Raw genomic sequence first — 24745 nt, forward strand, 5'->3', positions numbered from 1 at the left:
AGCGGGAAAAAACACGCCATCATGATAGAGATTCAGCGTCGCCCGGATGTCGACATAACACGTCTGCCTGAAAGTTTAGATCCTTTGTTACGCCGATTGTATCTGTCACGCGGCATCACCTCGGATCAGCAATTAATTAAAACAGCCAAAGGCTTGCACTCTTTTCGCGAACTTCACGGCATAGAACGTGCCGTAGAACTGTTGTTTGCTGCTATTCGTGACAACAAGCGCATTATCGTTGTCGGCGATTTTGATGCCGATGGCGCGACTAGCTCAGCTCTTTCTGTGTTGGCACTGCGTATGCTAGGTTCAAGCAACGTGGATTATCTGGTACCAAACCGCTTTGAAGACGGCTATGGTCTTAGCCCCGAGGTGGTGGATCAAGTCCTTGAGCTTGATGCTGAAGTGATCATGACAGTCGACAATGGCGTCTCCTCTATCGATGGCGTGCGTTATGCCAAAGAAAAAGGATTACAGGTGTTAGTGACTGACCATCACTTACCGGGGCATGTTTTACCCAACGTTGATGCGATGGTTAATCCTAATTTGGAAGAGTGTGCCTTCCCATCAAAAGCGTTAGCGGGAGTGGGTGTTGCCTTCTACTTAATGATGGCGCTGTGTGTTCACATGCGTCAGCAAGGGTGGTTTGCCCAGCAAGGTGTCGCTGAACCTAAGCTGATGGAGTTGATAGATCTTGTGGCACTCGGCACGGTAGCCGATGTCGTGCCACTGGATGATAATAACCGTATTCTTGTGCATCAAGGGCTGCAGCGTATTCGAGCTGGGCTTGCGAGGCCGGGTATACAAGCTTTAATTGAAGTCGCCAAACGTGATGCCAGCCGTTTGGTCGCAACAGATTTTGGTTTTGCTCTTGGGCCGCGTATTAATGCAGCGGGTCGCTTGGATGATATGTCGTTTGGTGTCGAACTTTTGATGTGTAACAACATCCATGCTGCGCGTCGAATGGCAAATGAACTCGATGGCCTCAATCAAACCCGCAAAGAGATTGAAGCGGGCATGAAGCAAGAGGCGATGGCGTTTTGTGAGCGACTCCAGTTTGGTGAAGATAGTCAATTACCCCACGGTTTAGTGCTCTTCCAGCGCGATTGGCATCAAGGGGTTATTGGTATCCTTGCCTCGCGTATCAAAGAGCAGTTTCACCGCCCGGTGATTGCTTTTGCAGATGGTGGTGAAGGCACGATTAAGGGCTCATGCCGCTCGATTCCGGGGCTGCACATGCGTGACACACTGGATCGTATTGATACACAAAACCCAGGACTTATTTTGAAGTTTGGCGGTCATGCTATGGCGGCTGGACTGACTATTGAAGAAAAGCATTTTGAGAAATTTGCTCAACTATTTGACGAAGCGGTTAAGCAAGATATTGATGAAGAGGCTTTGAAGGGCATTCTTTTATCTGACGGCGAATTAAAGCCTGAAGAGTTCTCTATGCAGACTGCGGAGCTTCTTCGTGGTGGTGGCCCTTGGGGACAAGCCTTCCCAGAGCCGATGTTCGATGGTGAGTTCAAAGTGCTGCATCAAAAGTTAGTCGGGGAGAAGCACCTCAAGTTAATGGTTGAGCCCCTGTTTAAAGGACACCCAACCAACATTATGTTGGATGGTATCGCCTTTAATGTTGATTTACGCCGATGGCCTGATGCTTCGGTAAAAAAGGTCAAATTAGCTTATCGCCTCGACATTAATGAATTTCGTGGCAACTCATCGCTGCAATTGATGGTGGAACACCTTGAACCTCTATCCCCTTAGGGGTAGGCAGTGTGATCGCTAGCACACTCTGTTGGTTCATTTGTATGACAAATCTATTCATTCACTAATTTCGTTTGTATATTCACACATGAGATTGCTTGTGTGTGAATACTTTCCATCTCCTTCTCTATTCACATCATCTTGTTTAACACATCCAACCAGTGGATTTTCTAGCCCAGAAAATCCCATTTAATATTTCTTTAATTGGTCTGACCTACTTTTGTGCTTTTCTTTTGATAAAATGTTAACGCACTGTGTCTGCGGTGGTCTTTCTATGATTTAAATCAACTTTTCTCTAGACAGGGATATTTCGTCTATGCTAATTTTTGCGTCAGTTGAAATTGGTAATACCAATTAACCCTGATGGCAACATAAAGAAGTTGAATAATGGCTTATCAAAGGATTCGACAGCCAAAGCTCTCCGATGTGATTGAGCAGGAGCTCGAAAGGCTGATTGTAGAAGGGACGTTAGCGCCAGGGGAACGACTACCCGCTGAGCGCGAACTGGCGAAGCAGTTCGATGTTTCTCGACCTTCAGTACGAGAAGCAATTCAACGTTTAGAAGCAAAGCAGCTTCTTATCCGCCGTCAAGGCGGAGGAACATTTGTTAGTGAATCGATAGGGAAGAGCTTTTCAAACCCCCTTCTCGATTTGCTTGCGAATCACCCAGAAACACAACTTGATCTACTAGAAACACGACACGCAATGGAAGGCATCGCAGCCTACTTTGCCGCCTTACGAGGCACACAAGAAGATTTTAAACGCATTGAACAGTGCCAAGTCGTGATTGAACAAGAGCAGTTGCGCGGAGATATTCGCGCGGAATCGTCAGCGGTTATGCAATTTTTGATTGCGCTGACTGAAGCCGCTCACAATGTTGTGTTATTGCATGTGGTTCGAAGCCTAGCGCCATTGCTAGAGCAGAATATTGTACAGAATTTAGAACTATTACATCGCCGCTCTGAAGTGGTTGAGAAAGTAAGTAAACACCGAGCCAATATTGTGAAGGCGATTGTGTCGGGTCAGCCTGAAAAGGCGCGCGAGATGTCACATTCACACTTGGCTTATATCGAAGAAACTCTATTGGATTTAACTCGAGAAGAGACTCGTCGCGAGCGCTCCTTGAGAAGGATTCAACGTGGTAATGAGTCGTAACTCGGCTCTTCACAAGTTTAAGTAGATCAAACCAACAAAAGGATAGATCGCCATGTCTGACATGAAGCATGACGTAGATGCACCGGAAACTCAGGATTGGTTAGAAGCTCTTGAGTCAGTTGTACGTGAAGAAGGTGTAGAACGTGCCCAGTTCTTACTAGAAACAGTTCTAGAAAAAGCACGTCTAGATGGTGTTGATATGCCAACGGGTATCAACACAAACTACATCAACACCATTCCAGCTGCACAAGAACCAGCTTACCCTGGTGACGTAACTCTTGAGCGTCGTATTCGTTCGATTATTCGCTGGAACGCAATCATGATCGTATTGCGTGCTTCTAAGAAAGACCTAGACCTAGGTGGTCACATGGCTTCTTACCAGTCAGCTGCAGCGTTCTACGAAGTTTGTTTCAACCACTTCTTCCGTGCTCCAAACGAGACGGACGGTGGCGATCTAGTTTACTACCAAGGTCACATCTCACCAGGTATCTACTCTCGTGCGTTCGTTGAAGGCCGTCTAACTGAAGAGCAGCTAGACAACTTCCGTCAAGAAGTAGACGGTAAAGGTGTTCCTTCATACCCACACCCTAAACTGATGCCTGAGTTCTGGCAGTTCCCAACAGTATCTATGGGTCTTGGTCCTATCTCTGCTATTTACCAAGCACGTTTCCTTAAGTACCTAAACGGCCGTGGCCTTAAAGATACTTCTGCTCAACGTGTATACGCTTTCCTAGGCGACGGTGAGATGGATGAGCCAGAATCACGTGGTGCTATCTCTTTCGCTGCGCGTGAGAAGCTAGACAACCTATGTTTCCTAATCAACTGTAACCTACAGCGTCTAGACGGCCCGGTAATGGGTAACGGTAGCATCATTCAAGAACTTGAAGGCCTATTCAAAGGTGCGGGTTGGAACGTTGTTAAAGTTATCTGGGGTAGCAACTGGGATTCTCTACTAGCTAAAGACACCACTGGTAAGCTTCTTCAACTAATGAACGAAACTATCGACGGTGACTACCAAACATTCAAATCTAAAGATGGCGCCTACGTACGTGAGCACTTCTTTGGTAAGTACCCAGAAACAGCTGCACTAGTTGCAGACATGACTGACGACCAAATCTTCGAGCTGAAGCGTGGTGGTCACGATTCTTCTAAACTGTTCGCTGCATTCAACAATGCAAAAGAGACAGGTGGTAAGCCGACTGTAATCCTAGCTAAGACTGTTAAAGGTTACGGCATGGGTGAAGCTGCAGAAGGTAAGAACATCGCACACGGTGTTAAGAAGATGGACATGACTCACGTACAATACCTACGTGACCGTCTAGGCCTACAAGACATCCTTTCTGATGAGAAAGTCGCTGAACTTCCTTACCTAAAACTGGAAGAAGGTTCTGCTGAATACGAATACCTACACGCACGTCGTAACGCTCTACACGGTTACACGCCTGCTCGTCTTCCAAACTTCACTCAAGAGTTCAAAGTTCCTGAGCTAGAAGAGTTCGCTCCTCTACTTGGTGCACAGAAGCGTGAAATATCAACGACTATGGCATACGTTCGTACGTTGAACATCCTTCTTAAGAACAAGAACATTGGTAAGAACATCGTTCCAATCATCTGTGATGAAGCACGTACGTTCGGTATGGAAGGTTTATTCCGTCAGGTTGGTATCTACAACCCACACGGTCAAGAGTACACGCCAGAAGATAAAGGTATCGTTTCTTACTACAAAGAAGCGACATCTGGTCAAGTTCTTCAAGAAGGTATCAACGAGCTAGGTTCTATGGCTTCATGGGTTGCTGCTGCAACTTCATACAGCACAAACGACCTGCCAATGATCCCATTCTACATCTACTACTCAATGTTCGGTTTCCAACGTATTGGTGACATGGCATGGCTAGCAGGTGACCAACAAGCTCGTGGCTTCCTACTAGGTGCTACAGCTGGTCGTACAACGCTGAACGGTGAAGGTCTACAGCACGAAGATGGTCACTCGCACATCCAAGCGAACACTATCCCTAACTGTATCTCTTACGACCCAACGTTTGCTTACGAGCTAGCGGTAATCATGCAAGACGGTATCCGTCGCATGTACGGTCCTGAGCAAGAGAACGTTTACTACTACCTAACAGTAATGAACGAAAACTACGCAATGCCAGCAATGCCGGAAGGCGCTGAAGAAGGCATCCGTAAGGGTATCTACAAGCTAGAAACTCATGCAGGCACGAAGGGTAAAGTTCAGCTAATGAGCTCTGGTACTATCATGAACGAAGTACGCAAAGCAGCGACTATCCTAAGCGAAGAGTACGGCGTAGCATCTGATGTATTCTCTGTAACGTCTTTCAACGAGCTAACTCGTGACGGTCAAGACGCAGAGCGTTACAACATGCTTCACCCAGAAGCAGAAGCAAAAGTACCTTACATCACGACTGTTCTAGGTAACGAACCAGCGATCGCTGCGACGGACTACATGAAGAACTACGCTGAGCAAGTACGTGCGTTCATGCCAACAGAGTCTTACAAAGTACTGGGTACTGATGGCTTCGGTCGTTCTGACAGCCGTGAGAATCTACGTCGTCACTTTGAAGTTAACGCAGGCTACGTAGTTGTTGCAGCGCTAACTGAGCTGGCTAAACGTGGTGATGTTGAGAAATCAGTAGTTGCTGAAGCAATTGCTAAGTTCAACATCGATACTGAAAAAACAAACCCACAATACGCTTAATACAGCGCTTAACTAGAAGGTAAATAAGCAATGGCAATCGAAATTAATGTACCTGACATTGGTGCGGATGAGGTTGAAGTTACTGAGATTCTTGTAAGCGTTGGCGACAAGGTTGAAGAAGAACAGTCTCTGATCACGGTTGAAGGCGACAAAGCTTCTATGGAAGTTCCGGCGTCTCAAGCAGGTATTGTTAAAGAAATCAAAGTAGCGGAAGGCGATTCGGTTACTACTGGTTCTCTTATCATGATTTTCGAGAGCGAAGAGGCGGGTGCTGCGGCACCTGCTCCTGAAGCAGCTCCAGCGGCAGCTCCTGCACCAGCAGCGGCAGCAGAACTTAAAGAAGTACACGTTCCAGATATCGGTGGTGACGAAGTAGAAGTTACTGAAATCATGGTTAACGTTGGCGATTCAATCGAAGAAGAGCAGTCTCTTCTAACGGTTGAAGGCGACAAGGCTTCTATGGAAGTACCAGCACCATTTGCAGGTACGGTTAAAGAGATCAAGATTGCTGAAGGCGATTCAGTAACGACTGGCTCTCTTGTGATGGTATTTGAGGTCGCAGGTTCTCCTGTGGCGGGTTCTGGCGCAGTTGCACCAGCTCCAGTTGCTGAAGCACCAGCAGCACCTGCGGCGGCTCCAGCGGCAGCGGCTAATAAAGAAGTGAACGTTCCAGACATCGGCGGTGACGAAGTAGAAGTTACTGAGATCATGGTTAAGGTCGGCGATACAGTAGAAGAAGAGCAATCTCTCATTACTGTTGAGGGCGACAAAGCTTCTATGGAAGTACCAGCACCATTTGCAGGTACGGTTAAAGAGATCAAGATTGCTGAAGGCGATTCAGTAACGACAGGCTCTCTAATCATGATTTTCTCTACAACGGAAGGCGAAGTAGTTGGTTCAGCTCCTGCAGCTCCAGTTGCAGCAGCGGCTCCTTCGGCAGCAGCTCCAACACCTGCCCCAGCAGCAAAAGCTGAAGCGGCACCTGCAGCGAATGACTTCCAAGAGAATCACGAATACGCTCACGCGTCTCCAGTAGTACGTCGTTTAGCCCGTGAATTTGGCGTTAACCTATCTAAGGTTAAAGGTACAGGTCGTAAGAGCCGCGTACTGAAAGAAGACGTTCAAGCTTACGTTAAAGATGCACTTAAGCGTCTTGAAGCTGGCGCAGGTGCAGCCGCATCTGGCAAAGGCGATGGCTCTGCTCTTGGTCTACTGCCTTGGCCAAAAGTTGACTTCAGCAAGTTCGGCGAAACTGAAGTTCAGAAGCTTTCTAAGATCAAGAAGATCTCTGGTGCAAACCTACACCGTAACTGGGTAATGATCCCTCACGTTACACAGTGGGATAACGCTGACATCACTGAGCTAGAAGCATTCCGTAAAGAGCAGAATGCAATCGAAGCGAAGAAAGACACTGGTATGAAGATCACTCCTCTTGTGTTCATCATGAAAGCTGTCGCTAAAGCGCTAGAAGCGTTCCCAGCGTTTAACTCTTCTCTTTCTGAAGATGGCGAAAGCATCATTCTTAAGAAGTACGTAAACGTAGGTATCGCAGTAGATACGCCAAATGGTCTAGTTGTTCCTGTATTCAAAGATGTGAACAAGAAAGGCATCTACGAGCTATCTGAAGAGCTAATGGCTGTGTCTAAGAAAGCACGTGCTGGCAAGCTAACTGCAGCAGACATGCAAGGCGGTTGTTTCACAATCTCTAGCCTTGGTGGCATCGGTGGTACGGCATTTACACCAATCGTAAATGCACCCGAAGTTGGTATCCTAGGTGTGTCTAAGTCAGAGATGAAGCCGGTGTGGAACGGTAAAGAGTTCGAACCACGTCTACAGCTTCCATTGTCTCTTTCATACGATCACCGTGTGATTGACGGTGCTGAAGGTGCGCGTTTCATTACGTTCCTAAATAGTGCACTATCAGACATTCGTCGTCTGGTTCTATAATCGACGAAAACTTCGAGAGGCGGCAGTAGTCGCCTCTATTAAATTATAAGAAGATGACATTTACTCAATGAATTGTCGTCTGGCTCACAGGCTAAATTGATTTACTTTTCACACCGTTAACATCTCTGTAAACTGTTGGTCGGTCTGAAAACGTTGAAAAACGCGAAAGAAAACAATCAATCCTCAATTAGCCTGTTAGGGATAATGACTACAAGAGGTCAAAATGAGCAAAGAAATTAAAGCCCAAGTTGTTGTACTAGGTTCGGGTCCTGCTGGTTACTCAGCTGCATTCCGTTGTGCCGACCTAGGTTTGGAAACGGTTCTAGTTGAGCGCTACAGCACACTAGGTGGTGTTTGTCTAAACGTGGGTTGTATCCCATCAAAAGCTCTGCTTCACGTATCAAAAGTGATCGAAGAAGCAAAAGCGATGGCTGACCACGGTGTTGTATTTGGTAAGCCTGAAACGGATATCAATAAAATCCGTATCTGGAAAGAGAAAGTCGTTAACCAGCTAACGGGCGGCCTTTCTGGTATGGCTAAGCAACGTAAAGTGACGGTTGTTAACGGCTACGGTAAATTTACTGGTCCTAACTCAATCGCTGTAGAAGGCGAAGGTGAAACAACGGTTGTTAACTTTGACAATGCGATTATCGCAGCGGGCTCTCGCCCAATTAAACTGCCATTTATCCCACATGAAGACCCACGTATTTGGGATTCTACTGATGCCCTAGAGCTTAATGAAGTTCCTGGCAAACTGCTTATTATGGGTGGCGGTATTATCGGCCTAGAGATGGGTACGGTTTACCACTCACTAGGTTCTCAGGTAGACGTTGTTGAGATGTTTGATCAGGTTATCCCTGCAGCAGACAAAGATATCGTTAAGGTTTACACCAAGCGTATCAAAGACAAGTTTAACCTAATGCTAGAAACGAAAGTGACAGCAGTTGAAGCGAAAGAAGATGGTATCTACGTTTCAATGGAAGGCAAGAAAGCGCCAGCAGAAGCGGAGCGTTACGATGCGGTTCTCGTTGCTATCGGTCGTGTGCCAAATGGTCAGCTTATTGACGGTGAAAAAGCAGGTCTAGAAATCGACGAGCGCGGTTTCATTAATGTTGATAAGCAGATGCGTACTAACGTACCTCATATCTTCGCTATCGGTGATATCGTTGGCCAACCAATGCTTGCTCACAAAGGTGTTCATGAAGGTCACGTGGCGGCAGAGGTTATCTCTGGCAAGAAACACTACTTTGACCCGAAAGTAATCCCTTCAATCGCTTACACTGAGCCAGAAGTTGCTTGGGTTGGTAAGACAGAGAAAGAAGCGAAAGCGGAAGGCATTAACTACGAAGTAGCGACATTCCCTTGGGCTGCGTCTGGTCGTGCGATTGCGTCTGACTGTGCAGACGGTATGACTAAGCTCATTTTCGACAAAGAATCTCACCGTGTAATTGGTGGTGCTATCGTGGGTACTAACGGTGGTGAACTACTTGGTGAAATCGGCCTAGCTATCGAGATGGGTTGTGATGCGGAAGATATTGCTCTGACTATCCACGCTCACCCAACATTGCACGAATCAGTTGGCTTAGCCGCTGAAGTATTTGAAGGCTCAATCACTGACCTTCCAAACAAGAAAGCAGTGAAAAGAAAGTAATCTTTCTGACAAGTGGAGTGAGTGTTTACACTCACTCCATAGATAATATAAAGCCGCTTCAAATGAAGCGGCTTTGTCGTTTTTGCTATAAGCAGAGTATGTATAAGTTACTGCTCTTGTTTGTAGATGCACAGCATATTTAGATAGCTATCAGCGAGGGCATTGAGCTCATCAGATTTTTCAATACGGTTGCCTTGAATAAAGAGTGAGTACAAGATGCCATGGAAAAGTGAAGCAATGTGGTTAGCATCATGCTCATCGCAAATTTCATCACGCTCCATTGCTACTTTAAACATGTGTTGAAGCAGCTTGAGGTTAGTTTGGTTGCTTGATAGGAAGAGCGGCCACACATCACTGCGTGTCGATGCGCTCCATTCAAACCAGACCTTGATCCAGCTGCAATCTTCTTGAACCATCTGGATGATCGCATCAGTAATGCACTTGAGGTTCTCTTTTGCATGCTTATCGAGGTCAATGCTGTCAGATAAGAAGTTTGAGTATTTTCGCTCAACAAATTGCAGCACATCATCAACTAAGTCTTCTCGAGTTGGAAAGTAGTTGAATACGGTTGCAACAGAAACATTTGCTATTTCAGCAATATCAGCGTGTCCACCACGTCCGATACCGCGGCAAGCAAACACTTCCATCGCAATTTCCATTAACTGTTCGCGGCGTTTTTGTGGCGATAACCGAGTTCTCGGTCTAGATTTAGGTTTGTCCGTTAAGCCTACATCTTGTTTTTGAGTAGGTGAGTCCATATTAAGTTCCTTGCCTAAGTAACGTTGGCGTACATTGATTGGGTTTGTTGTGACAACTCTAGGTTGTCTGTTTATTCCAATGCACGTTTGTGACTAGAGTAAACGGGGGTATTCCCCTTAGTTACTCAATTGATTTTTATAATAATGATGCTTCAGTGTACTGATGCATATTGCTTGGGTCAATATTAGGCACAGTTGATTAATATAAACCTAGTATCAGTTCAAATTTTGCACATGACGGGGGTGTAAATAAAGAATGAGGGTTTGGACGTGCCTTCACCTATTGTCATGCGGCACTCGGTGGTAGAATAGCGCCGAATTTTCAGATAATGAGATGATTATGAAGCATAAAGTAGAGATTATGATTTCTGAGCAAGCGGTTCAGGAACGCATTCGCACTCTTGGTAAAGAGATTACTGAGCAATACCAAGGCAGCGAAGATCTTGTTCTTGTAGGCCTTTTGCGCGGCTCATTTGTGTTTATGGCTGATTTGGCACGTGCCATCAACCTGACACACCAAGTTGATTTCATGACGGCATCGAGCTACGGCAACTCAATGGAAAGTTCTCGTGATGTAAAAATCCTGAAGGATCTGGATGATGACATCAAAGGTAAGGATGTACTGCTAGTGGAAGACATTATCGATACGGGCAACACGCTAAACAAAGTAAAAGAGATCCTGTCTCTACGTGAGCCGAAGTCGATTCGTATTTGTACGCTACTTGATAAGCCATCACGCCGTGAAGTTGATGTTCCAGTAGATTGGATTGGTTTCTCTATCCCTGATGAGTTTGTTGTGGGTGTGGGTATCGACTACGCTCAGAAGTACCGTCACCTACCTTACATCGGTAAAGTGATTCCATTGTAAGTCTAAAGTGGTAAGTCGAGAGTTGATAAAAAACCTCTCGCTTCGACTAAGCAGTAAAGTGATAAAAGAAAGCCCACCAAACGGTGGGCTTTGCTATTCACAATGAATCGTGACTTGCTTATAAAGCAGCAATTGTCGCTTTCTGCTCTTCTAGCTTCGCTAGGGTCTCTTGGTAACCGACTAGCTTCTCACGCTCTTTTGCAATAACCGCTTCAGGTGCTTTGGCAACGAAGCCTTCGTTACCTAGCTTGCCTTCTATACGCTTGATTTCGCCGTGAGTTTTCTTCACTTCTTTATCAAGGCGAGCAAGTTCTGCGTCTTTGTCGATCAGACCCGCCATTGGGATCATTAGCTCAGATTTGCCAACCAGCTTAGTTGCACACGCAGGCGTCTCTGCATCTTGAGCAAGAACCGTCAAGCTATCTAGCTTGGCAAGAGAGTTTAGAACTACCTTGTTTGCTTCGATACGCGCTGCATCTTTCTCGTCTGCTACCTTGATCATTACTTCTAGGCCTTTGCTAGGTGCAATGTCGTATTCCGCACGCAGGTTACGGATAGCAGTGATGAACGTCTTAACCCACTCGATGTCTTCTACGATCTCAGCGTTGAAGTTCTCTTCGTTAAACTGAGGAAGCGCTTGCGTCATGATTGTCTCGCCCTCAACACCGTCTACTAGCGGCTTAACGCTCTGCCAGATTGATTCAGTGATGTAAGGGAGAACAGGGTGAGCAAGACGTAGCGTCTTCTCTAGAACAGTAATCAGCATGTGGCGAGTTGCAACTTGCTGCGCTTCAGTGCCTTTCCATAGAACCGGTTTAGTCAGCTCTAAGTACCAGTCACAGAATTGGTTCCAGATGAATTCGTAAAGCGTGTTCGCTGCCATGTCTAGACGGTAGTTGTCTAGGTGAGCGTTAAACTCTTTCGCTGCTAGCTCAAACTGAGATTCAATCCACTTATCCGCTAGAGAGAACTCAAGGTTTGCGCGCTCTTCTGCAGACAGTGACATGCCACAGTCGTGCTCTTCTGTGTTCATCAGCACGTAACGGCTTGCGTTCCATAGCTTGTTACAGAAGTTACGGTAACCCTCAAGACGCTTCATGTCCCAGTTGATGTCACGACCAGTAGAAGCCATCGCAGCAAGAGTGAAACGCAGTGCATCTGTACCGTATGGTTCGATACCGTTTTCAAACGTCTTACGTGTGTTCTTCTCGATCTTCTTCGCTAGTTGAGGCTGCATCATGTTGCCACAACGCTTCTCTACTAGAGACTCAAGGTCGATACCATCAATCATGTCGATAGGGTCAAGAACGTTACCCTTAGACTTAGACATCTTGTCGCCGTTCTCGTCACGGATAAGACCCGTTACGTAAACTGTTTTGAATGGTACTTGTGCTTTACCGTTTTCATCTTTGTTGAAGTGCATGGTCATCATGATCATACGCGCAACCCAGAAGAAGATGATGTCGAAGCCTGTTACTAGAACGTCTGAAGGGTGGAATGTCTTCAGGTCTTCAGTTTGCTCTGGCCAGCCTTGCGTGCCGAACGTCCATAGTGCAGAAGAGAACCATGTATCTAGTACGTCGTCGTCTTGGCGAAGAACAACAACAGGTGCAAGGTTGTTGTTTGCACGTACTTCTTCTTCAGTACGGCCTACATATACGTTGCCGTCGTTATCGTACCATGCTGGGATACGGTGACCCCACCAAAGTTGACGAGAGATACACCAATCTTGAATATCACGCATCCAAGAGAAGTACATGTTCTCGTACTGTTTAGGAACGAATTGGATGTCACCATCTTCAACCGCTTTAACAGCAGGCTCTGCAAGAGGTGCAGCGCGCACGTACCATTGGTCCGTAAGCATTGGTTCGATAACCACGCCACCACGGTCGCCGTAAGGTACCGTTAGGTCGTGATCTTTGATTTCGTCTAGCAGGCCGAGCTCTTCGAATTTCGCAACGATTGCTTTACGAGCGGCAAAACGCTCCATACCTTGGAATTCTTCAGGTAGGTCAGTTGCGTAAACGTCGCTTGCTTCGCCGTTAGTGCAGAATACTTCTGCTTCGTTACGGATGTTGGCATCGAAGGTCAGGATGTTGATCATTGGTAGCTTACAACGCTTACCAACTTCGTAGTCGTTAAAGTCGTGTGCAGGGGTGATCTTCACACAACCTGTACCTTTCTCCATGTCAGCGTGCTCATCACCTACGATAGGGATGCGACGATCAACAAGAGGAAGTAGGATTTCTTTACCGATGAGATCTTTGTAGCGTGGATCTTCTGGGTTAACTGCAACGCCCGTATCACCAAGCATGGTTTCCGGACGAGTTGTTGCAACTACGATGTAGTCTTTACCTTCTGCTGTCTTAACGCCATCAGCTAGAGGGTAGCGGAAGTGCCACATGTGGCCTTTCTTGTCTTTGTTTTCAACTTCAAGATCAGAGATAGCTGTGTGCAGCTTAGGATCCCAGTTTACTAGACGTTTACCACGGTAGATTAGGTCTTCTTCGTATAGACGAACAAACACTTCTTGAACGGCGTTAGATAGGCCGTCATCCATTGTGAAACGCTCACGGTCCCAGTCTACCGATGCACCTAGGCGACGAAGCTGTTTAGTGATTGTGCCACCAGACTCGTTCTTCCATTCCCAGATTTTGTCGATGAAGGCATCACGACCGTAATCGTGTTTCGTTTTGCCTTCTTCTGCTGCGATCTTACGCTCAACAACCATTTGCGTTGCGATACCCGCATGGTCAGTACCTACCTGCCAAAGGGTATTTTTACCCTTCATACGTTCAGCACGGATAAGTGTATCCATGATGGTGTCTTGGAACGCGTGGCCCATGTGTAGGCTACCAGTGACGTTCGGTGGCGGGATCATGATGCTGTATGATTCTTTCGTCGTGTCACCGTGTGGCTTAAAGTAGCCTTTTTCTTCCCAAGCTTGGTATAGAGCTTGTTCAATTGAAGTTGGGTTGTATGTCTTTTCCATAGCGCTCTTAAAATGGATACGTTGATGGTTAATGCTTAGTCAATCTTTATAAGTGAGGGATCTTACGGAAGATCGCCTTATCTATAAGGATTGACCTGTCTATATTTGGTTGCGGTTTAGCTACGTTAACCGTTTTCGATTGCGATAGTCTGTAGCTGATAGCCAGCTTGACGGTAGATTTTATATCTTTCTCGCGCTTGTTGCTTGGCTTTTTCTTCGCAAGGCACGAAGTCTACCACTTCGTTAAACTTGTTCGCAAAGGTTGTGTTATTTTCGGCCAAATTAATTACCAGTTGGCGGTTCCATAGAGGCTTAACCCCATGATGACCGATTTCGATACTGGTGCCATATTTGGGCCCTTCACCAACTAAGTTATGGCCAATAAAGTCACTAGGCTCGACTTGCCATAAGGCTTCAGCAATGGTTTCAGCCTGATCTTTATCATTCGCGTTGATATAGACCTTAGCACCTTGTTTGGCAAAATGCTGTGCAAGAAAAACCGTGTACTTGATAAGCCCTGTCACTGTCGCTTGTGGGCTGCCTTCTTGGGCAAGGTAGAAAGTGGCGTTTGGCATAACGAGAGTGTTGACTCCTTGATACGAAAAAAGGGCCTTGCGGCCCTTTTGATAATCAGAATTTTACTCTTCTGTTTCTTGGCCACTGCGGTTAAGCAGGAATTGGACAAGCATTGAGACAGGGCGACCTGTTGAGCCTTTAGCAGCCCCCGATTTCCATGCCGTACCTGCGCTGTCGATGTGTGCCCAGTTGTACTTTTTGGCAAACTTAGACAGGAAACAACCCGCAGTGATAGTGCCCGCAGGGCGACCACCAATATTTTGCATGTCAGCAAACGGGCTCTTTAGTTGCTCGTGGTATTCGTCTGCCATCGGTAGACGCCATGCACGATCGCTTGCTTGCTCAGATGCGTTCACTAGCTCATGGGCAAGTGGGTTATGGTTCGACAGTACGCCACTGATGTGGTGACCAAGTGCAATTACACACGCGCCAGTCAGAGTCGCGACATCAACGACACAGTCAGGTTCAAAGCGTTCTACATAAGTGAGTGCATCACACAACACCAAACGACCTTCAGCATCCGTATTTAATACTTCAACGGTTTGGCCAGACATGGTTGTAAGGATGTCGCCAGGACGGTAAGCATTGCTGCCAGGCATGTTCTCACAACCGGCAAGAATACCAATGACGTTGATAGGCAAGTTCAGTTTCGCCAGTGCTTTCATTGCACCGAATACTGATGCTGCGCCACACATGTCGTATTTCATCTCATCCATGCCTTCACCTGGCTTGAGTGAGATGCCGCCTGAATCGAAGGTTAGGCCTTTACCGATAAGAACAATCGGTTTGGCTTCTGAATCAGGGTTGCCCTTGTATTCCATGATAGACATCATCGACTCATTTTTAGAGCCACGACCAACGGCAAGGTATGACGTCATACCCAGCTTTTCCATCTCCTGCTCACCGATGATTTTTGTTGTAACGGTGTCGTAGTCATCCGCTAGGCGGCGAGCTTGAGAAGCTAGGTAGGCAGGGTTAGCAATGTTTGGCGGCATGTTGCCAAGGTCTTTTGACGCTTTGACACCCGATGCAATCGCGAGACCATGAGCAATCGCTTTTTCGCCTAGGTTCAGCTCGCGACGAGTCGGTACGTTGAAAACCAGCTTGCGCAGTGGACGACGAGTCTCTGGCTTATTGCTCTTAAATTGGTCAAAGGTGTATAGGCCATCTTTCGTTGCTTCTACCGCTTGACGTACTTTCCAGTAGGTATCGCGGCCTTTAACGTGCAATTCTGTCAGGAAGCAAACCGCTTCCATTGAGCCTGTTTCGTTTAGCGTGCTGATGGTTTTTTGGATAATTTCTTTGTATTGACGCTCGCCAAGCTCACGCTCTTTGCCACAGCCAACAAGAAGAACACGCTCTGAGAGCACGCCTGGTACTTGATGCAAAAGCAGCATCTGGCCAGGTTTTCCTTCTAGATCACCGCGACGTAGTAGTGAACTAATGTAGCCATCACTGATTTTATCAAGTTGCTCTGCAACTGGAGATAGTCGGCGTGGTTCAAAGACGCCAACGACGATACACGCGCTGCGTTGCTTCTCCGGACTGCCACTTTTTACACTGAACTCCATGCGTACTCCTACATCCTAAAGACAAATAGTGCTAAATGTTAGATAATAGAGATATTCCTCACCATCGTACTTGCTTTGGCGACGTTAACCTTGTATCTCACAGTTAGACAAAATAGATAAAATTAAAAGGTTCAACGAGAAATTATAGTTATTCGACCAAAAAAACAAGTTTTGTATAGGTAATTTCGGCGTGATTATTGTTCGATATTTGATCCGGGAAACATTGAAGAGCCAATTTGCTATCTTCTTTGTCCTTTTTTTAGTGTTTTTAAGCCAAAAATTCATCCGAGTTTTGGCTGATGCCTCTGACGGTGACATTCCAGCGCGAATGATCATGTCTATTGTTGGTTTGAACATGCCAGCAATGGGCCTTTTGATGCTGCCGCTCAGTTTGTTTATCGGTATTTTGCTTACTTATGGTCGCCTATACGCCGAAAGTGAAATCACCGTAATGAACGCAACGGGCATTGGTAATAAGTTTTTGGTGCGAGCGTCACTTTACCTCGCCATTATCACTGGCACAGTTGCGGCATTTAATGCCTTCTATCTTGCTCCTTGGGCTCAAGACAAAGAAGCGCAGCTGCTCGAAGAGTTTGCGTCTGAAAACAGCGTAGAGCTTTTGAAAACCGGTCACTTCCAACGCACGCCTGATGGCTCCTCAGTGGTATTCATCGATGACATCAAGGGTAAGCAGCTTGATAGTGTTTTCGTTGCTCAGTTGCAGCCGCGTGATTCGCTGCTTCCTAGTGTGATGTTTTCTAAGTCGGGTGTTGTGCAAGAGACTAGTGATGGTCGTCAAGTGATCAAAATGTTTGATGGAACGCGTTATGAAGGTTTACCTACGCGTGTTGATTATCGAATTACCAACTTTGAACAGTATGAAGGGGTGATTGGTCAGCGTGAGGTCAAGCGCAAAGGCCGAGACTGGGAAGCGATTCCAACACTGCAACTGGCCAAGATGGAAGATCGCCGAGCACAAGCTGAACTGCAATGGCGTATCTCGTTGGTGGTGTGTATTCCATTGCTCACTATGTTGGTTGTGCCTTTGTCTGCGGTTAACCCTCGTCAGGGGCGCTTTGCTAAGATGGGGCCAGCAATATTAATTTATCTTGCTTACTTCCTTTCGATTAGTGCAACAAAATCAGCACTAGAAGATGGCACGATTCCAACCATCATTGGCATGTGGCCGATCAATATCGCCTTGCTGTTTACGGCGATTGGTGCCAATAGCTTGGATAGCATTCAAGTACGTAAATTCAAAGACAAACTCAGACAGAAAAGGATAGCTAAAGCCCGTGTTTAAGTTATTAGACTGGTATATCGGTCGCACCATTATTGCGACCTCTTCTCTAGTACTGGCCACGTTTGTGGGTTTGTCCGGCATCATTAAATATGTTGAGCAGCTTCGTAAAGTGGGGCAGGGCAGTTATGATTTACTGCAGGCATTGCTGTTTGTGTTGCTGAGTATTCCGCGTGATGTCGAAATGTTCTTCCCGATGGCGGCTTTGCTTGGCGCGCTGATTGGTTTGGGGATGTTAGCTTCTAGCTCTGAGCTTGTGGTGATGCAAGCGGCGGGGTTCTCCAAGCTTGATATCGGTATGTCGGTATTGAAAACGGCTCTGCCCTTGATGGTTATTGTTATGCTTCTCGGGGAGTGGGGCGCACCTCAAGCGCAAAAAATGGCCCGTGATCTACGCGCTATCTCAACCTCAGGCGGTCAGATTCTGTCAGTGCGTACCGGGGTGTGGGCACGTGATACTAACGATTTTATTTTCATCGCTAAAGTGGATGATGACCGCCTGTATGGCGTAAATATCTGGCGCTTTGACCAAGACCGAGAGCTGAAACAGGTCATCACCACGGAAGAAGCGATTTTTGCGCAAGATAATATTTGGCAGATGCAAGGCGCTCATATCACGAGCTTTGATAGCCAAGGAGCTGAAATATCTAAAGATGTGCTGCCTGGCTACCGCTGGCAAACCGCACTCGAGCCAGACAAACTCGCCGTGGTGACGGTTAAACCAGAAGAATTGTCATTGAGCGGGCTTTGGGATTACGTCAGTTTCTTGAAAGCCTCTGAGCAAGACGCCTCACGCTATGAACTGGCGTTATGGCGTAAAGTGACCCAGCCGTTTTCGATTGCGGTCATGATGCTGATGGCGTTGTCGTTTATCTTTGGTCCGTTGAGAAGTGTCACCATGGGCGCACGTATCTTGTCGGGTGTGATCGCGGGCTTTACGTTCTATATTTCTAGTGAGTTCTTTGGTCCATTGAGTCTGGTTTATGGTTTCCCTCCTGCTTTGGGGGCAGTCGCACCAAGTTTAGTGTTCCTTCTAGTTGCGATTATGCTGCTGAGAAGAAAACTCTAGATAAGACAATCTGCAAACCATAAAAAAGGAAGGCCATTATAAGCCTTCCTTTTTTAATTTTTTCGCATGTTTCAATTTTGCGCATGCTTTGTGTCACAGTGCGTTATTTCAAAATCCCTGAGTTGAGGATTTTATCCATTGCGACTGGGTAATTTGACTCGAGAGTTTCGCGGTTATCGCAGCGGACACCGAGATCTTGCAGCACACCATCACCGATACCATAAACGACACCGTGAATTTCAATCTCTTGACCACGCTCCCAAGCAGATTGCAGTACCGTAGAGTTACCCAAATTGTAAACTTGTTCAGCAACGTTGATTTCACACAGCTTGTCGCCCCACTGTTCGCGTGGCAGCTTTTCAAGCAGGTTGCGATGTTTCAAGTAAAGATCACGAATATGCAGTAACCAGTTGTTGATAAGACCCAGTTGTGGGTTATCAATCGCAGCATTGACGCCACCACAGCCGTAGTGACCACAGACAATAATGTGTTTCACCTTGAGTACGTCGACCGCGTATTGCACCACCGAAAGGCAGTTTAAGTCGGTGTGGATCACTTGGTTTGCCACATTTCGGTGTACAAACAGCTCACCAGAGTACAACCCCGTCAAACGCTCTGCGGGTACACGACTATCTGAACAACCAATCCATAGAAAACCCGGGCTTTGTCCTTCTTCTAGCTTGGCAAAGTACTCCGGTGTTTCTGCTTTTAATGACTCAGACCACTTTGAGTTGTTCTCGAATAACTGTTTAATTTCAGGCATCTTGCTTCTCTACCCCTAACAAAAATCTGTCCACACTATACCCTATGTTGAATAACGCTTCCTCATTTAATCGTTTGCGTTTTACTCCTCTGACGTCTTATCAGTACTGGGCTGAGTGGTTATAACTAACCTTCCTAGCAACCTTACTTTCCGTTATTGATGTTTTGTTACATTTATCGGAATATCCTTGTCGCAAATAGAAGGTCTTATAACCCTTTGAAAAATGTTGATATAGATGGAGCTGTAACGTGTTTGGAAGTCGTTTTAATGATATCAACCTAAAAGGTGATCTCTTTGGTGGGGTCACAACCGCCATCATCTCTCTGCCACTAGCCCTCGCTTTTGGTGTTGCGTCTGGAGCTGGCGCAGAAGCCGGTCTTTGGGGGGCGATTCTCGTAGGCTTGTTTGCTTCACTCTTTGGTGGTTCAAATACTCTAATCTCAGAGCCTACCGGCCCGATGACGGTGATTATGACGGCAGTACTCACTAGTATGATGGCCAAATATCCAGAATCAGGCATGGCGATGACCTTTACCGTGGTCATGATGGCAGGGGCGTTTCAGATCTTACTTGGCACGTTAAAGCTCGGTAAATATGTCACCTTGATGCCTTACAGTGTGATATCTGGGTTTATGTCAGGTATCGGTGTGATACTGATTATCTTGCAGCTCTCGCCTCTTATGGGTCATGCTGCGCCAGCAGGAGGCGTTTTAGGTACACTCTCTGCGCTGCCTGACATCATTGAAAACCTCAAGTTTAGCGAGCTGTTTCTTGGGCTATTGACCCTAGCGATTCTGTTTCTTTTTCCTAAACAGTATCGCAAGTATGTACCGGCTCAATTGGTGGCTCTGGTTGCTGTGACACTCCTTTCCGTGATGCTTTTTGACACTGATAGTATTCGCCGTATTGGTGAAATTCCGGCAGGTCTTCCTTCTCTTGTTATCCCCCATATCAATCCTGCAATGCTCACCGAGATGGTGATTGATGCGCTGGTGCTTGGCACGTTAGGCTGCATCGATACGTTATTAACTGCCGTTATTGGTGACTCGTTGACGCGTAAAGAGCACGACTCGGACAAAGAGCTGCGTGGGCAAGGCCTAGCCAACATGATTTCGGGTTTGTTCGGTGCATTGCCAGGGGCGGGTGCAACAATGGGGACGGTGACGAATATCCAAGTCGGAGCTCGCTCTCCTTTGTCTGGCGTTGCGCGCGCCCTAGTGTTGGCTTTGGTTGTGCTTGTGGCCGGTGGTTTAACTGAGCCGATTCCAATGGCGGTACTGGCCGGCATTGCGGTCTATGTCGGCTTTAATATCCTGGATTGGAGTTTTATCCAACGCGCTCACAAAGTCAGCTTTCCGGGCATGGCCGTGATGTATGGTGTGATGATGCTGACGGTGTTTGTTGACTTGATTGTTGCTGTTGGCCTGGGTGTTTTTATCTCCAACATCATTATTATTGAACGCCTAAGCCGTGAACAAGCACGCCAAGTGAAAGCGATCAGTGATGCTGATGAAGATGATGTTCCATTGACCGACAGTGAAAAGGCGATCCTAGATAAAGCGAATGGTAAGGTTCTGTTCTTCTATTTATCAGGGCCAATGATCTTTAGTGTTTCGAAAGCGATCTCGCGTCAACACAGCAGTATTGCAGACTATCAAGCAATGATTCTAGATCTCACTGATGTGCCGATGATTGACGTTACTGTGGGTTTAGCCCTAGAAAATGCCATTAAAGATGCGCTTGATGCCAAATGTCAGGTGTACCTGCTATGCCCTAATGAAGCTACCAAGCAACAGCTAGAAAAGTTTCATGTATTGGATCTTGTCCCTGATGAGAATACCTTTAGTTTCCGCTCTCATGCGCTCAATGCCGCTGTTGAAAGTGTGTCACACGAACAAGATACAGGCGAACCACTGACCGCTTAACGGTTTGCACTCATTCAATCTTAAAGCTCATGCCTTGTGCATGAGTTTTTGTTTGCACTATTCATTTCGATAAGTATGGAATAATCAATTGTAGTCACTGATGTTCAGCGCTAGACTACGTGCCATTGAAAACGGTTGCCCTTTACCATTAATGGGCAGCTGGTCGACTTGCGATTTAACCAAAGACGAAAAAAATTATGTATGCGTTAGAAATAGAAAACTTGCGTAAGACTTATGCCGGCGGCTTTGAAGCGCTAAAAGGCATCAGTTTAAGCGTCGAAAAAGGCGACTTTTATGCGCTACTTGGGCCAAATGGCGCAGGTAAATCTACCTCTATTGGTGTGGTGTCTTCTCTTGTAAATAAGACTTCAGGCCAGGTAAAAGTGTTTGGCTTTGATATCGACAGTGACTTAGAGCTAGCGAAACAAAACTTAGGGCTTGTGCCTCAAGAATTTAACTTCAACCAATTTGAAACCGTTGAGCAGATTGTGCTGCAGCAGGCGGGTTATTACGGTGTATCGCGCAGTCTTGCTAAAGAGCGTGCAGAGAAGTATTTAACCAAACTTGATCTTTGGGAAAAGCGTAATGAACGTGCACGTAACTTGTCTGGCGGTATGAAACGCCGCTTGATGATTGCACGAGCACTGATGCATGAGCCTAAGCTGCTGATCCTAGATGAGCCTACAGCTGGTGTTGATATCGAGTTGCGCCGCTCGATGTGGGAGTTTTTACAAGAGATCAACCGTGAGCAAGGCATCACGATCATCTTGACGACCCATTACCTAGAAGAAGCAGAAATGCTGTGTCGTAATATCGGCATCATCAATCGTGGTGAGCTGATTGAGAACACGAGCATGAAGTCACTTTTGGGCAAATTGAAAGTTGAGACCTTCATCCTTGATTTGGAAGAGGGATCACCAAAGCCCACACTGACTGGAGTGAGCCGTCAAATGTTTAGCAATGGCTCGCTAGAAATTGAAATCGAGAAAACTCAGGGTCTCAATGCCATCTTTACCCAGCTTACAGAGCAGGGTGTCAAGGTACTATCGATGCGCAATAAAGCGAACCGCTTGGAAGAGCTGTTTGTCACCATCGTGCGTGAGCAATCTCAACCAGCGAAACGAGGATAAGGCGAACATGTATCAACTCTACTGGACCGCATTTAAGAGTCTTTTGACCAAAGAGATAAACCGCTTTACCCGTATTTGGGTGCAAACCCTAGTACCGCCTGCGATCACCATGACGCTCTACTTCATCATCTTCGGCAGCCTGATCGGATCGCGTATTGGTGAAATGGGTGGCTTTAGCTACATGGAGTACATCGTGCCAGGCTTGATCATGATGTCAGTGATCACTAACTCGTACTCGAATGTGGCTTCTTCATTTTTCAGCGCAAAATTCCAGAAAAACATTGAGGAACTGTTGGTTGCCCCGGTGCCGAACTACGTGATTATCGCAGGCTTTGTGATGGGAGGCGTGACTCGTGGTCTATTGGTGGGAACCATTGTTACCGCAGTGTCACTGTTGTTTGTTGATCTGCAGGTTGAACATTGGGGGATCATCGTTGCGACCGTCTTTATGACCTCGGTAGTCTTTTCTCTTGGAGGCTTGATTAACGCCGTTTTCGCAAAGACCTTTGATGATATTTCGATTATTCCAACCTTTGTGCTAACCCCTCTGACTTACCTCGGTGGTGTGTTTTACTCAATCAGCTTACTGCCAGACTTTTGGCAAGGGGTGTCTAAGATCAACCCGATTGTGTATATGGTCAACGCGTTCCGATACGGCTTCTTAGGTGTATCTGATGTGGGTATCGTTACCTCTTTTGGTGTGCTAAGTATCTTTGTTGTCGTGCTGTATGCGATTGCTCACCACCTTGTGAGTAAAGGTATTGGCTTGCGTAGTTAAGCGTTGTCAGGCAGATATAAGAAGGGTCAGCAAGTGCTGACCCTTTCTGTATTTACTGTGTTCAAGCATGCCATTTAGTTGGCTTCAGAGTTACTCTCTTCAGCAGCAGGCTCTTCTTTCTCTGTCGCGAGATCAAGGGTTTGATTATCAATCAAACGCACATTGCCAAGAAAAGCCGACATCAGAATTACCGCTTGCTTAGACTCTGGCGTGATCGCTTGAAGCGTACGTGAGTCGCGAATAAAGATTTCGTCTGGGTTTAGACCCGCAGCACGTAGCTGATCGTTCGCATCCTCAATCACTGAGGCGTAATCATCACGACCACCACGAATAGCACTGCTGATCCAGCGCATAGTACGAGCCAAGACTGGCGCGCGTTGACGCTCATCGATGGTAAGTAGGTTATTGCGAGAACTCATCGCTAACCCATCCATTTCACGAACGGTCGCGACACCAACAATCTTGATGTCCATTGCTAGGTCTTCAACCATCTTACGGATCACCGCAAGTTGCTGAAAATCTTTCTTACCAAAGCAAGCCACATCAGGCTGAACAATGTTGAACAGCTTTGTTACAACCGTGGCAACACCACGGAAATGACCTGGGCGTGAAGCGCCTTCTAAGATATTTGACAGGCCAGGAACTTCAACTGAAGTATGCGAGTCTAGACCCTGTGGATACATCATCTCTGGCGTTGGTGTAAACACTATGTCGACGGCTTCAGCTGAGAGTTTTTCTAGGTCAGCGTCCATAGTGCGCGGGTAGTTGGCCAAGTCATCAGCACGATCAAACTGCATCGGGTTAACAAAGATGCTGACTACAACGACATCCGCGTGCTCGCGTGCTTTACGAACGAGAGTTAAATGACCTTCGTGCAAGTTGCCCATCGTTGGAACAAAAGCGACTTTACGACCTTCACGCTTATAGAGCTTGATTTGCTCACGTAGTAACGCAATATCATCAAATGATTGCATGCTGATTCCTCTAGGCTATGGTATGCGCGGCATCAGGGAAGCTTCCTGCTTCCACTTCTTCGATGTATTTTGCAACGGCTTTACGCATATCGCCAGTCTCTGCAAGGTAGTTCTTTGAGAACTTCGGCATATAATTGGCTGAAATTCCAAACATATCGTGCATAACGAGAATTTGACCATCTGTGCCATTACCGGCACCAATACCGATAACAGGAACATCCAATACTTCTGTGATGCGTGTAGCGAGATCCGCTGGCACACACTCAAGTAACACAATTTGTGCGCCTGCTTCTTGCAGTGCTAATGCATCACGTACCATACGGTCTGCCTTGTCTTGCTCACGACCTTGAACTTTGTAGCCGCCAAAGATGTTGACTGACTGAGGTGTAAGACCTAAATGAGCACACACAGGTACCGCGCGTTCAGTGAGCATTTTTACGGTATCAACAAGCCAGTCACCGCCTTCGAGCTTAACCATGTTTGCACCAGCACGCATGAGTTGCCCTGCGCTCTCACAAGCTTGCTCAGGCGTGGCGTAGCTCATGAATGGCATATCAGCCATCAGTAGGCTACTTGGGCTGCCAGCACGTACACAGCGCGTGTGGTACGCGATATCGTCTACAGTCACTGGCAACGTATCGTTTTTACCCTGTAGAACCATACCCAGAGAATCGCCTACAAGCAGAACAGGCATCTCTTGGCTTTCAAAAAGTTGGGCAAAGCTAGCGTCATAAGCAGTTGAACTAGCAAATTTACGGCCTTCGTGTTTCCACTTCATAAGGTCGTTGATATTGATTTTTTTCAT

At 46.6% G+C, this 24745-nt stretch carries 18 protein-coding genes; 11 read left to right on the forward strand and 7 right to left on the reverse strand.

Annotated elements, in window-relative coordinates:
* The first annotated feature begins 21 nt into the window (after window positions 1–21).
* From recJ to lpdA, 5 genes are all read left to right on the forward strand, one after another.
* Window positions 22–1767, forward strand: a complete 1746-nt coding sequence (recJ, locus tag QWZ05_RS15355) for a single-stranded-DNA-specific exonuclease RecJ (RefSeq protein ID WP_290299261.1) — start codon at window positions 22–24, stop codon at window positions 1765–1767.
* Window positions 1768–2154: 387 nt separating this feature from the next.
* Entirely contained in the window at window positions 2155–2922 is a 768-nt protein-coding gene (gene pdhR / locus QWZ05_RS15360) for a pyruvate dehydrogenase complex transcriptional repressor PdhR (RefSeq protein WP_264877908.1), read from the forward strand.
* A gap of 52 nt (window positions 2923–2974) precedes the next feature.
* A complete protein-coding gene (gene aceE / locus QWZ05_RS15365) occupies window positions 2975–5638 on the forward strand; it encodes a pyruvate dehydrogenase (acetyl-transferring), homodimeric type (protein ID WP_290299263.1) in 2664 nt (887 codons plus the stop codon).
* 30 nt (window positions 5639–5668) lie between these two features.
* A complete protein-coding gene (aceF, locus tag QWZ05_RS15370; RefSeq protein WP_290299265.1) occupies window positions 5669–7585 on the forward strand; it encodes a pyruvate dehydrogenase complex dihydrolipoyllysine-residue acetyltransferase in 1917 nt (638 codons plus the stop codon).
* Between the two features lie 223 nt (window positions 7586–7808).
* Entirely contained in the window at window positions 7809–9236 is a 1428-nt protein-coding gene (gene lpdA, locus QWZ05_RS15375; RefSeq protein ID WP_264877911.1) for a dihydrolipoyl dehydrogenase, read from the forward strand.
* Window positions 9237–9343: 107 nt separating this feature from the next.
* On the opposite strand, the gene QWZ05_RS15380 is transcribed toward lpdA, so the two are convergent.
* A complete protein-coding gene (locus QWZ05_RS15380) occupies window positions 9344–9994 on the reverse strand; it encodes a LuxR/HapR/OpaR family quorum-sensing transcriptional regulator (RefSeq protein ID WP_290299273.1) in 651 nt (216 codons plus the stop codon).
* 340 nt (window positions 9995–10334) lie between these two features.
* Between QWZ05_RS15380 and hpt the strand changes: the two genes are divergently transcribed.
* Complete coding sequence (gene hpt / locus QWZ05_RS15385) at window positions 10335–10862, forward strand: hypoxanthine phosphoribosyltransferase (protein ID WP_290299276.1); 528 nt, start codon at window positions 10335–10337, stop codon at window positions 10860–10862.
* A gap of 118 nt (window positions 10863–10980) precedes the next feature.
* Here hpt and QWZ05_RS15390 read toward each other — a convergent pair whose 3' ends face one another.
* The 3 genes from QWZ05_RS15390 to pepA all read right to left on the reverse strand — a co-directional run bounded on the left by QWZ05_RS15390 (window position 10981) and on the right by pepA (window position 16001).
* On the reverse strand, window positions 10981–13854 hold the full coding sequence (locus QWZ05_RS15390) for a valine--tRNA ligase (RefSeq protein ID WP_264877914.1): 2874 nt from the start codon (window positions 13852–13854) through the stop codon (window positions 10981–10983).
* 125 nt (window positions 13855–13979) lie between these two features.
* Window positions 13980–14429 (reverse strand): DNA polymerase III subunit chi, encoded by a 450-nt coding sequence (locus QWZ05_RS15395; protein ID WP_264877915.1) that lies wholly within the window; start codon window positions 14427–14429, stop codon window positions 13980–13982.
* Between the two features lie 63 nt (window positions 14430–14492).
* Complete coding sequence (gene pepA / locus QWZ05_RS15400) at window positions 14493–16001, reverse strand: leucyl aminopeptidase (protein ID WP_264877916.1); 1509 nt, start codon at window positions 15999–16001, stop codon at window positions 14493–14495.
* Between the two features lie 190 nt (window positions 16002–16191).
* On the opposite strand from pepA, the gene lptF reads away from it, so the two are divergent.
* Together lptF and lptG are read left to right on the forward strand one after the other, a co-directional pair.
* Entirely contained in the window at window positions 16192–17304 is a 1113-nt protein-coding gene (lptF, locus tag QWZ05_RS15405; protein WP_264877917.1) for an LPS export ABC transporter permease LptF, read from the forward strand.
* Window positions 17297–18370 (forward strand): LPS export ABC transporter permease LptG, encoded by a 1074-nt coding sequence (gene lptG / locus QWZ05_RS15410; protein WP_264877918.1) that lies wholly within the window; start codon window positions 17297–17299, stop codon window positions 18368–18370. The genes lptF and lptG overlap by 8 nt, the downstream gene beginning before the upstream one ends.
* Before the next feature lie 103 nt (window positions 18371–18473).
* On the opposite strand, the gene can is transcribed toward lptG, so the two are convergent.
* Entirely contained in the window at window positions 18474–19133 is a 660-nt protein-coding gene (gene can, locus QWZ05_RS15415) for a carbonate dehydratase (protein WP_264877919.1), read from the reverse strand.
* 248 nt (window positions 19134–19381) lie between these two features.
* On the opposite strand from can, the gene QWZ05_RS15420 reads away from it, so the two are divergent.
* From QWZ05_RS15420 to QWZ05_RS15430, 3 genes are all read left to right on the forward strand, one after another.
* A complete protein-coding gene (locus QWZ05_RS15420) occupies window positions 19382–21058 on the forward strand; it encodes a SulP family inorganic anion transporter (protein WP_290299283.1) in 1677 nt (558 codons plus the stop codon).
* A 197-nt stretch (window positions 21059–21255) separates the two neighbouring features.
* Window positions 21256–22188, forward strand: coding sequence for an ABC transporter ATP-binding protein (locus tag QWZ05_RS15425; protein WP_290299284.1), 933 nt, complete (start codon window positions 21256–21258; stop codon window positions 22186–22188).
* Window positions 22189–22195: 7 nt separating this feature from the next.
* Window positions 22196–22966 carry an ABC transporter permease gene (locus QWZ05_RS15430; RefSeq protein WP_289960548.1) on the forward strand — a complete coding sequence of 257 codons (771 nt, stop codon included), beginning with the start codon at window positions 22196–22198 and terminating at the stop codon, window positions 22964–22966.
* A 74-nt stretch (window positions 22967–23040) separates the two neighbouring features.
* Here the strand turns inward: QWZ05_RS15430 and panC are convergent, their stop codons facing one another.
* Together panC and panB are read right to left on the reverse strand one after the other, a co-directional pair.
* Window positions 23041–23940: a pantoate--beta-alanine ligase gene (gene panC, locus QWZ05_RS15435; RefSeq protein ID WP_290299286.1), complete on the reverse strand. Its 900-nt coding sequence runs from the start codon at window positions 23938–23940 to the stop codon at window positions 23041–23043.
* Between the two features lie 10 nt (window positions 23941–23950).
* Window positions 23951–24745, reverse strand: a complete 795-nt coding sequence (panB, locus tag QWZ05_RS15440) for a 3-methyl-2-oxobutanoate hydroxymethyltransferase (RefSeq protein WP_290299288.1) — start codon at window positions 24743–24745, stop codon at window positions 23951–23953.

It is taken from the genome of Vibrio agarivorans, assembly GCF_030409635.1.
Lineage (GTDB): Bacteria > Pseudomonadota > Gammaproteobacteria > Enterobacterales > Vibrionaceae > Vibrio > Vibrio agarivorans.

Coding starts and splice junctions, on each gene's coding strand:
- can (WP_264877919.1), bottom strand. CDS start 19,133: ATGCCTGAAATTAAACAGTTATTCGAGAACAACTCAAAGTGGTCTGAG.
- hpt (WP_290299276.1), top strand. CDS start 10,335: ATGAAGCATAAAGTAGAGATTATGATTTCTGAGCAAGCGGTTCAGGAA.
- recJ (WP_290299261.1), top strand. CDS start 22: ATGATAGAGATTCAGCGTCGCCCGGATGTCGACATAACACGTCTGCCT.
- aceE (WP_290299263.1), top strand. CDS start 2,975: ATGTCTGACATGAAGCATGACGTAGATGCACCGGAAACTCAGGATTGG.
- QWZ05_RS15390 (WP_264877914.1), bottom strand. CDS start 13,854: ATGGAAAAGACATACAACCCAACTTCAATTGAACAAGCTCTATACCAA.
- QWZ05_RS15380 (WP_290299273.1), bottom strand. CDS start 9,994: ATGGACTCACCTACTCAAAAACAAGATGTAGGCTTAACGGACAAACCT.
- aceF (WP_290299265.1), top strand. CDS start 5,669: ATGGCAATCGAAATTAATGTACCTGACATTGGTGCGGATGAGGTTGAA.
- QWZ05_RS15430 (WP_289960548.1), top strand. CDS start 22,196: ATGTATCAACTCTACTGGACCGCATTTAAGAGTCTTTTGACCAAAGAG.
- pepA (WP_264877916.1), bottom strand. CDS start 16,001: ATGGAGTTCAGTGTAAAAAGTGGCAGTCCGGAGAAGCAACGCAGCGCG.
- panB (WP_290299288.1), bottom strand. CDS start 24,745: ATGAAAAAAATCAATATCAACGACCTTATGAAGTGGAAACACGAAGGC.
- pdhR (WP_264877908.1), top strand. CDS start 2,155: ATGGCTTATCAAAGGATTCGACAGCCAAAGCTCTCCGATGTGATTGAG.
- panC (WP_290299286.1), bottom strand. CDS start 23,940: ATGCAATCATTTGATGATATTGCGTTACTACGTGAGCAAATCAAGCTC.
- QWZ05_RS15425 (WP_290299284.1), top strand. CDS start 21,256: ATGTATGCGTTAGAAATAGAAAACTTGCGTAAGACTTATGCCGGCGGC.
- QWZ05_RS15395 (WP_264877915.1), bottom strand. CDS start 14,429: ATGCCAAACGCCACTTTCTACCTTGCCCAAGAAGGCAGCCCACAAGCG.
- lpdA (WP_264877911.1), top strand. CDS start 7,809: ATGAGCAAAGAAATTAAAGCCCAAGTTGTTGTACTAGGTTCGGGTCCT.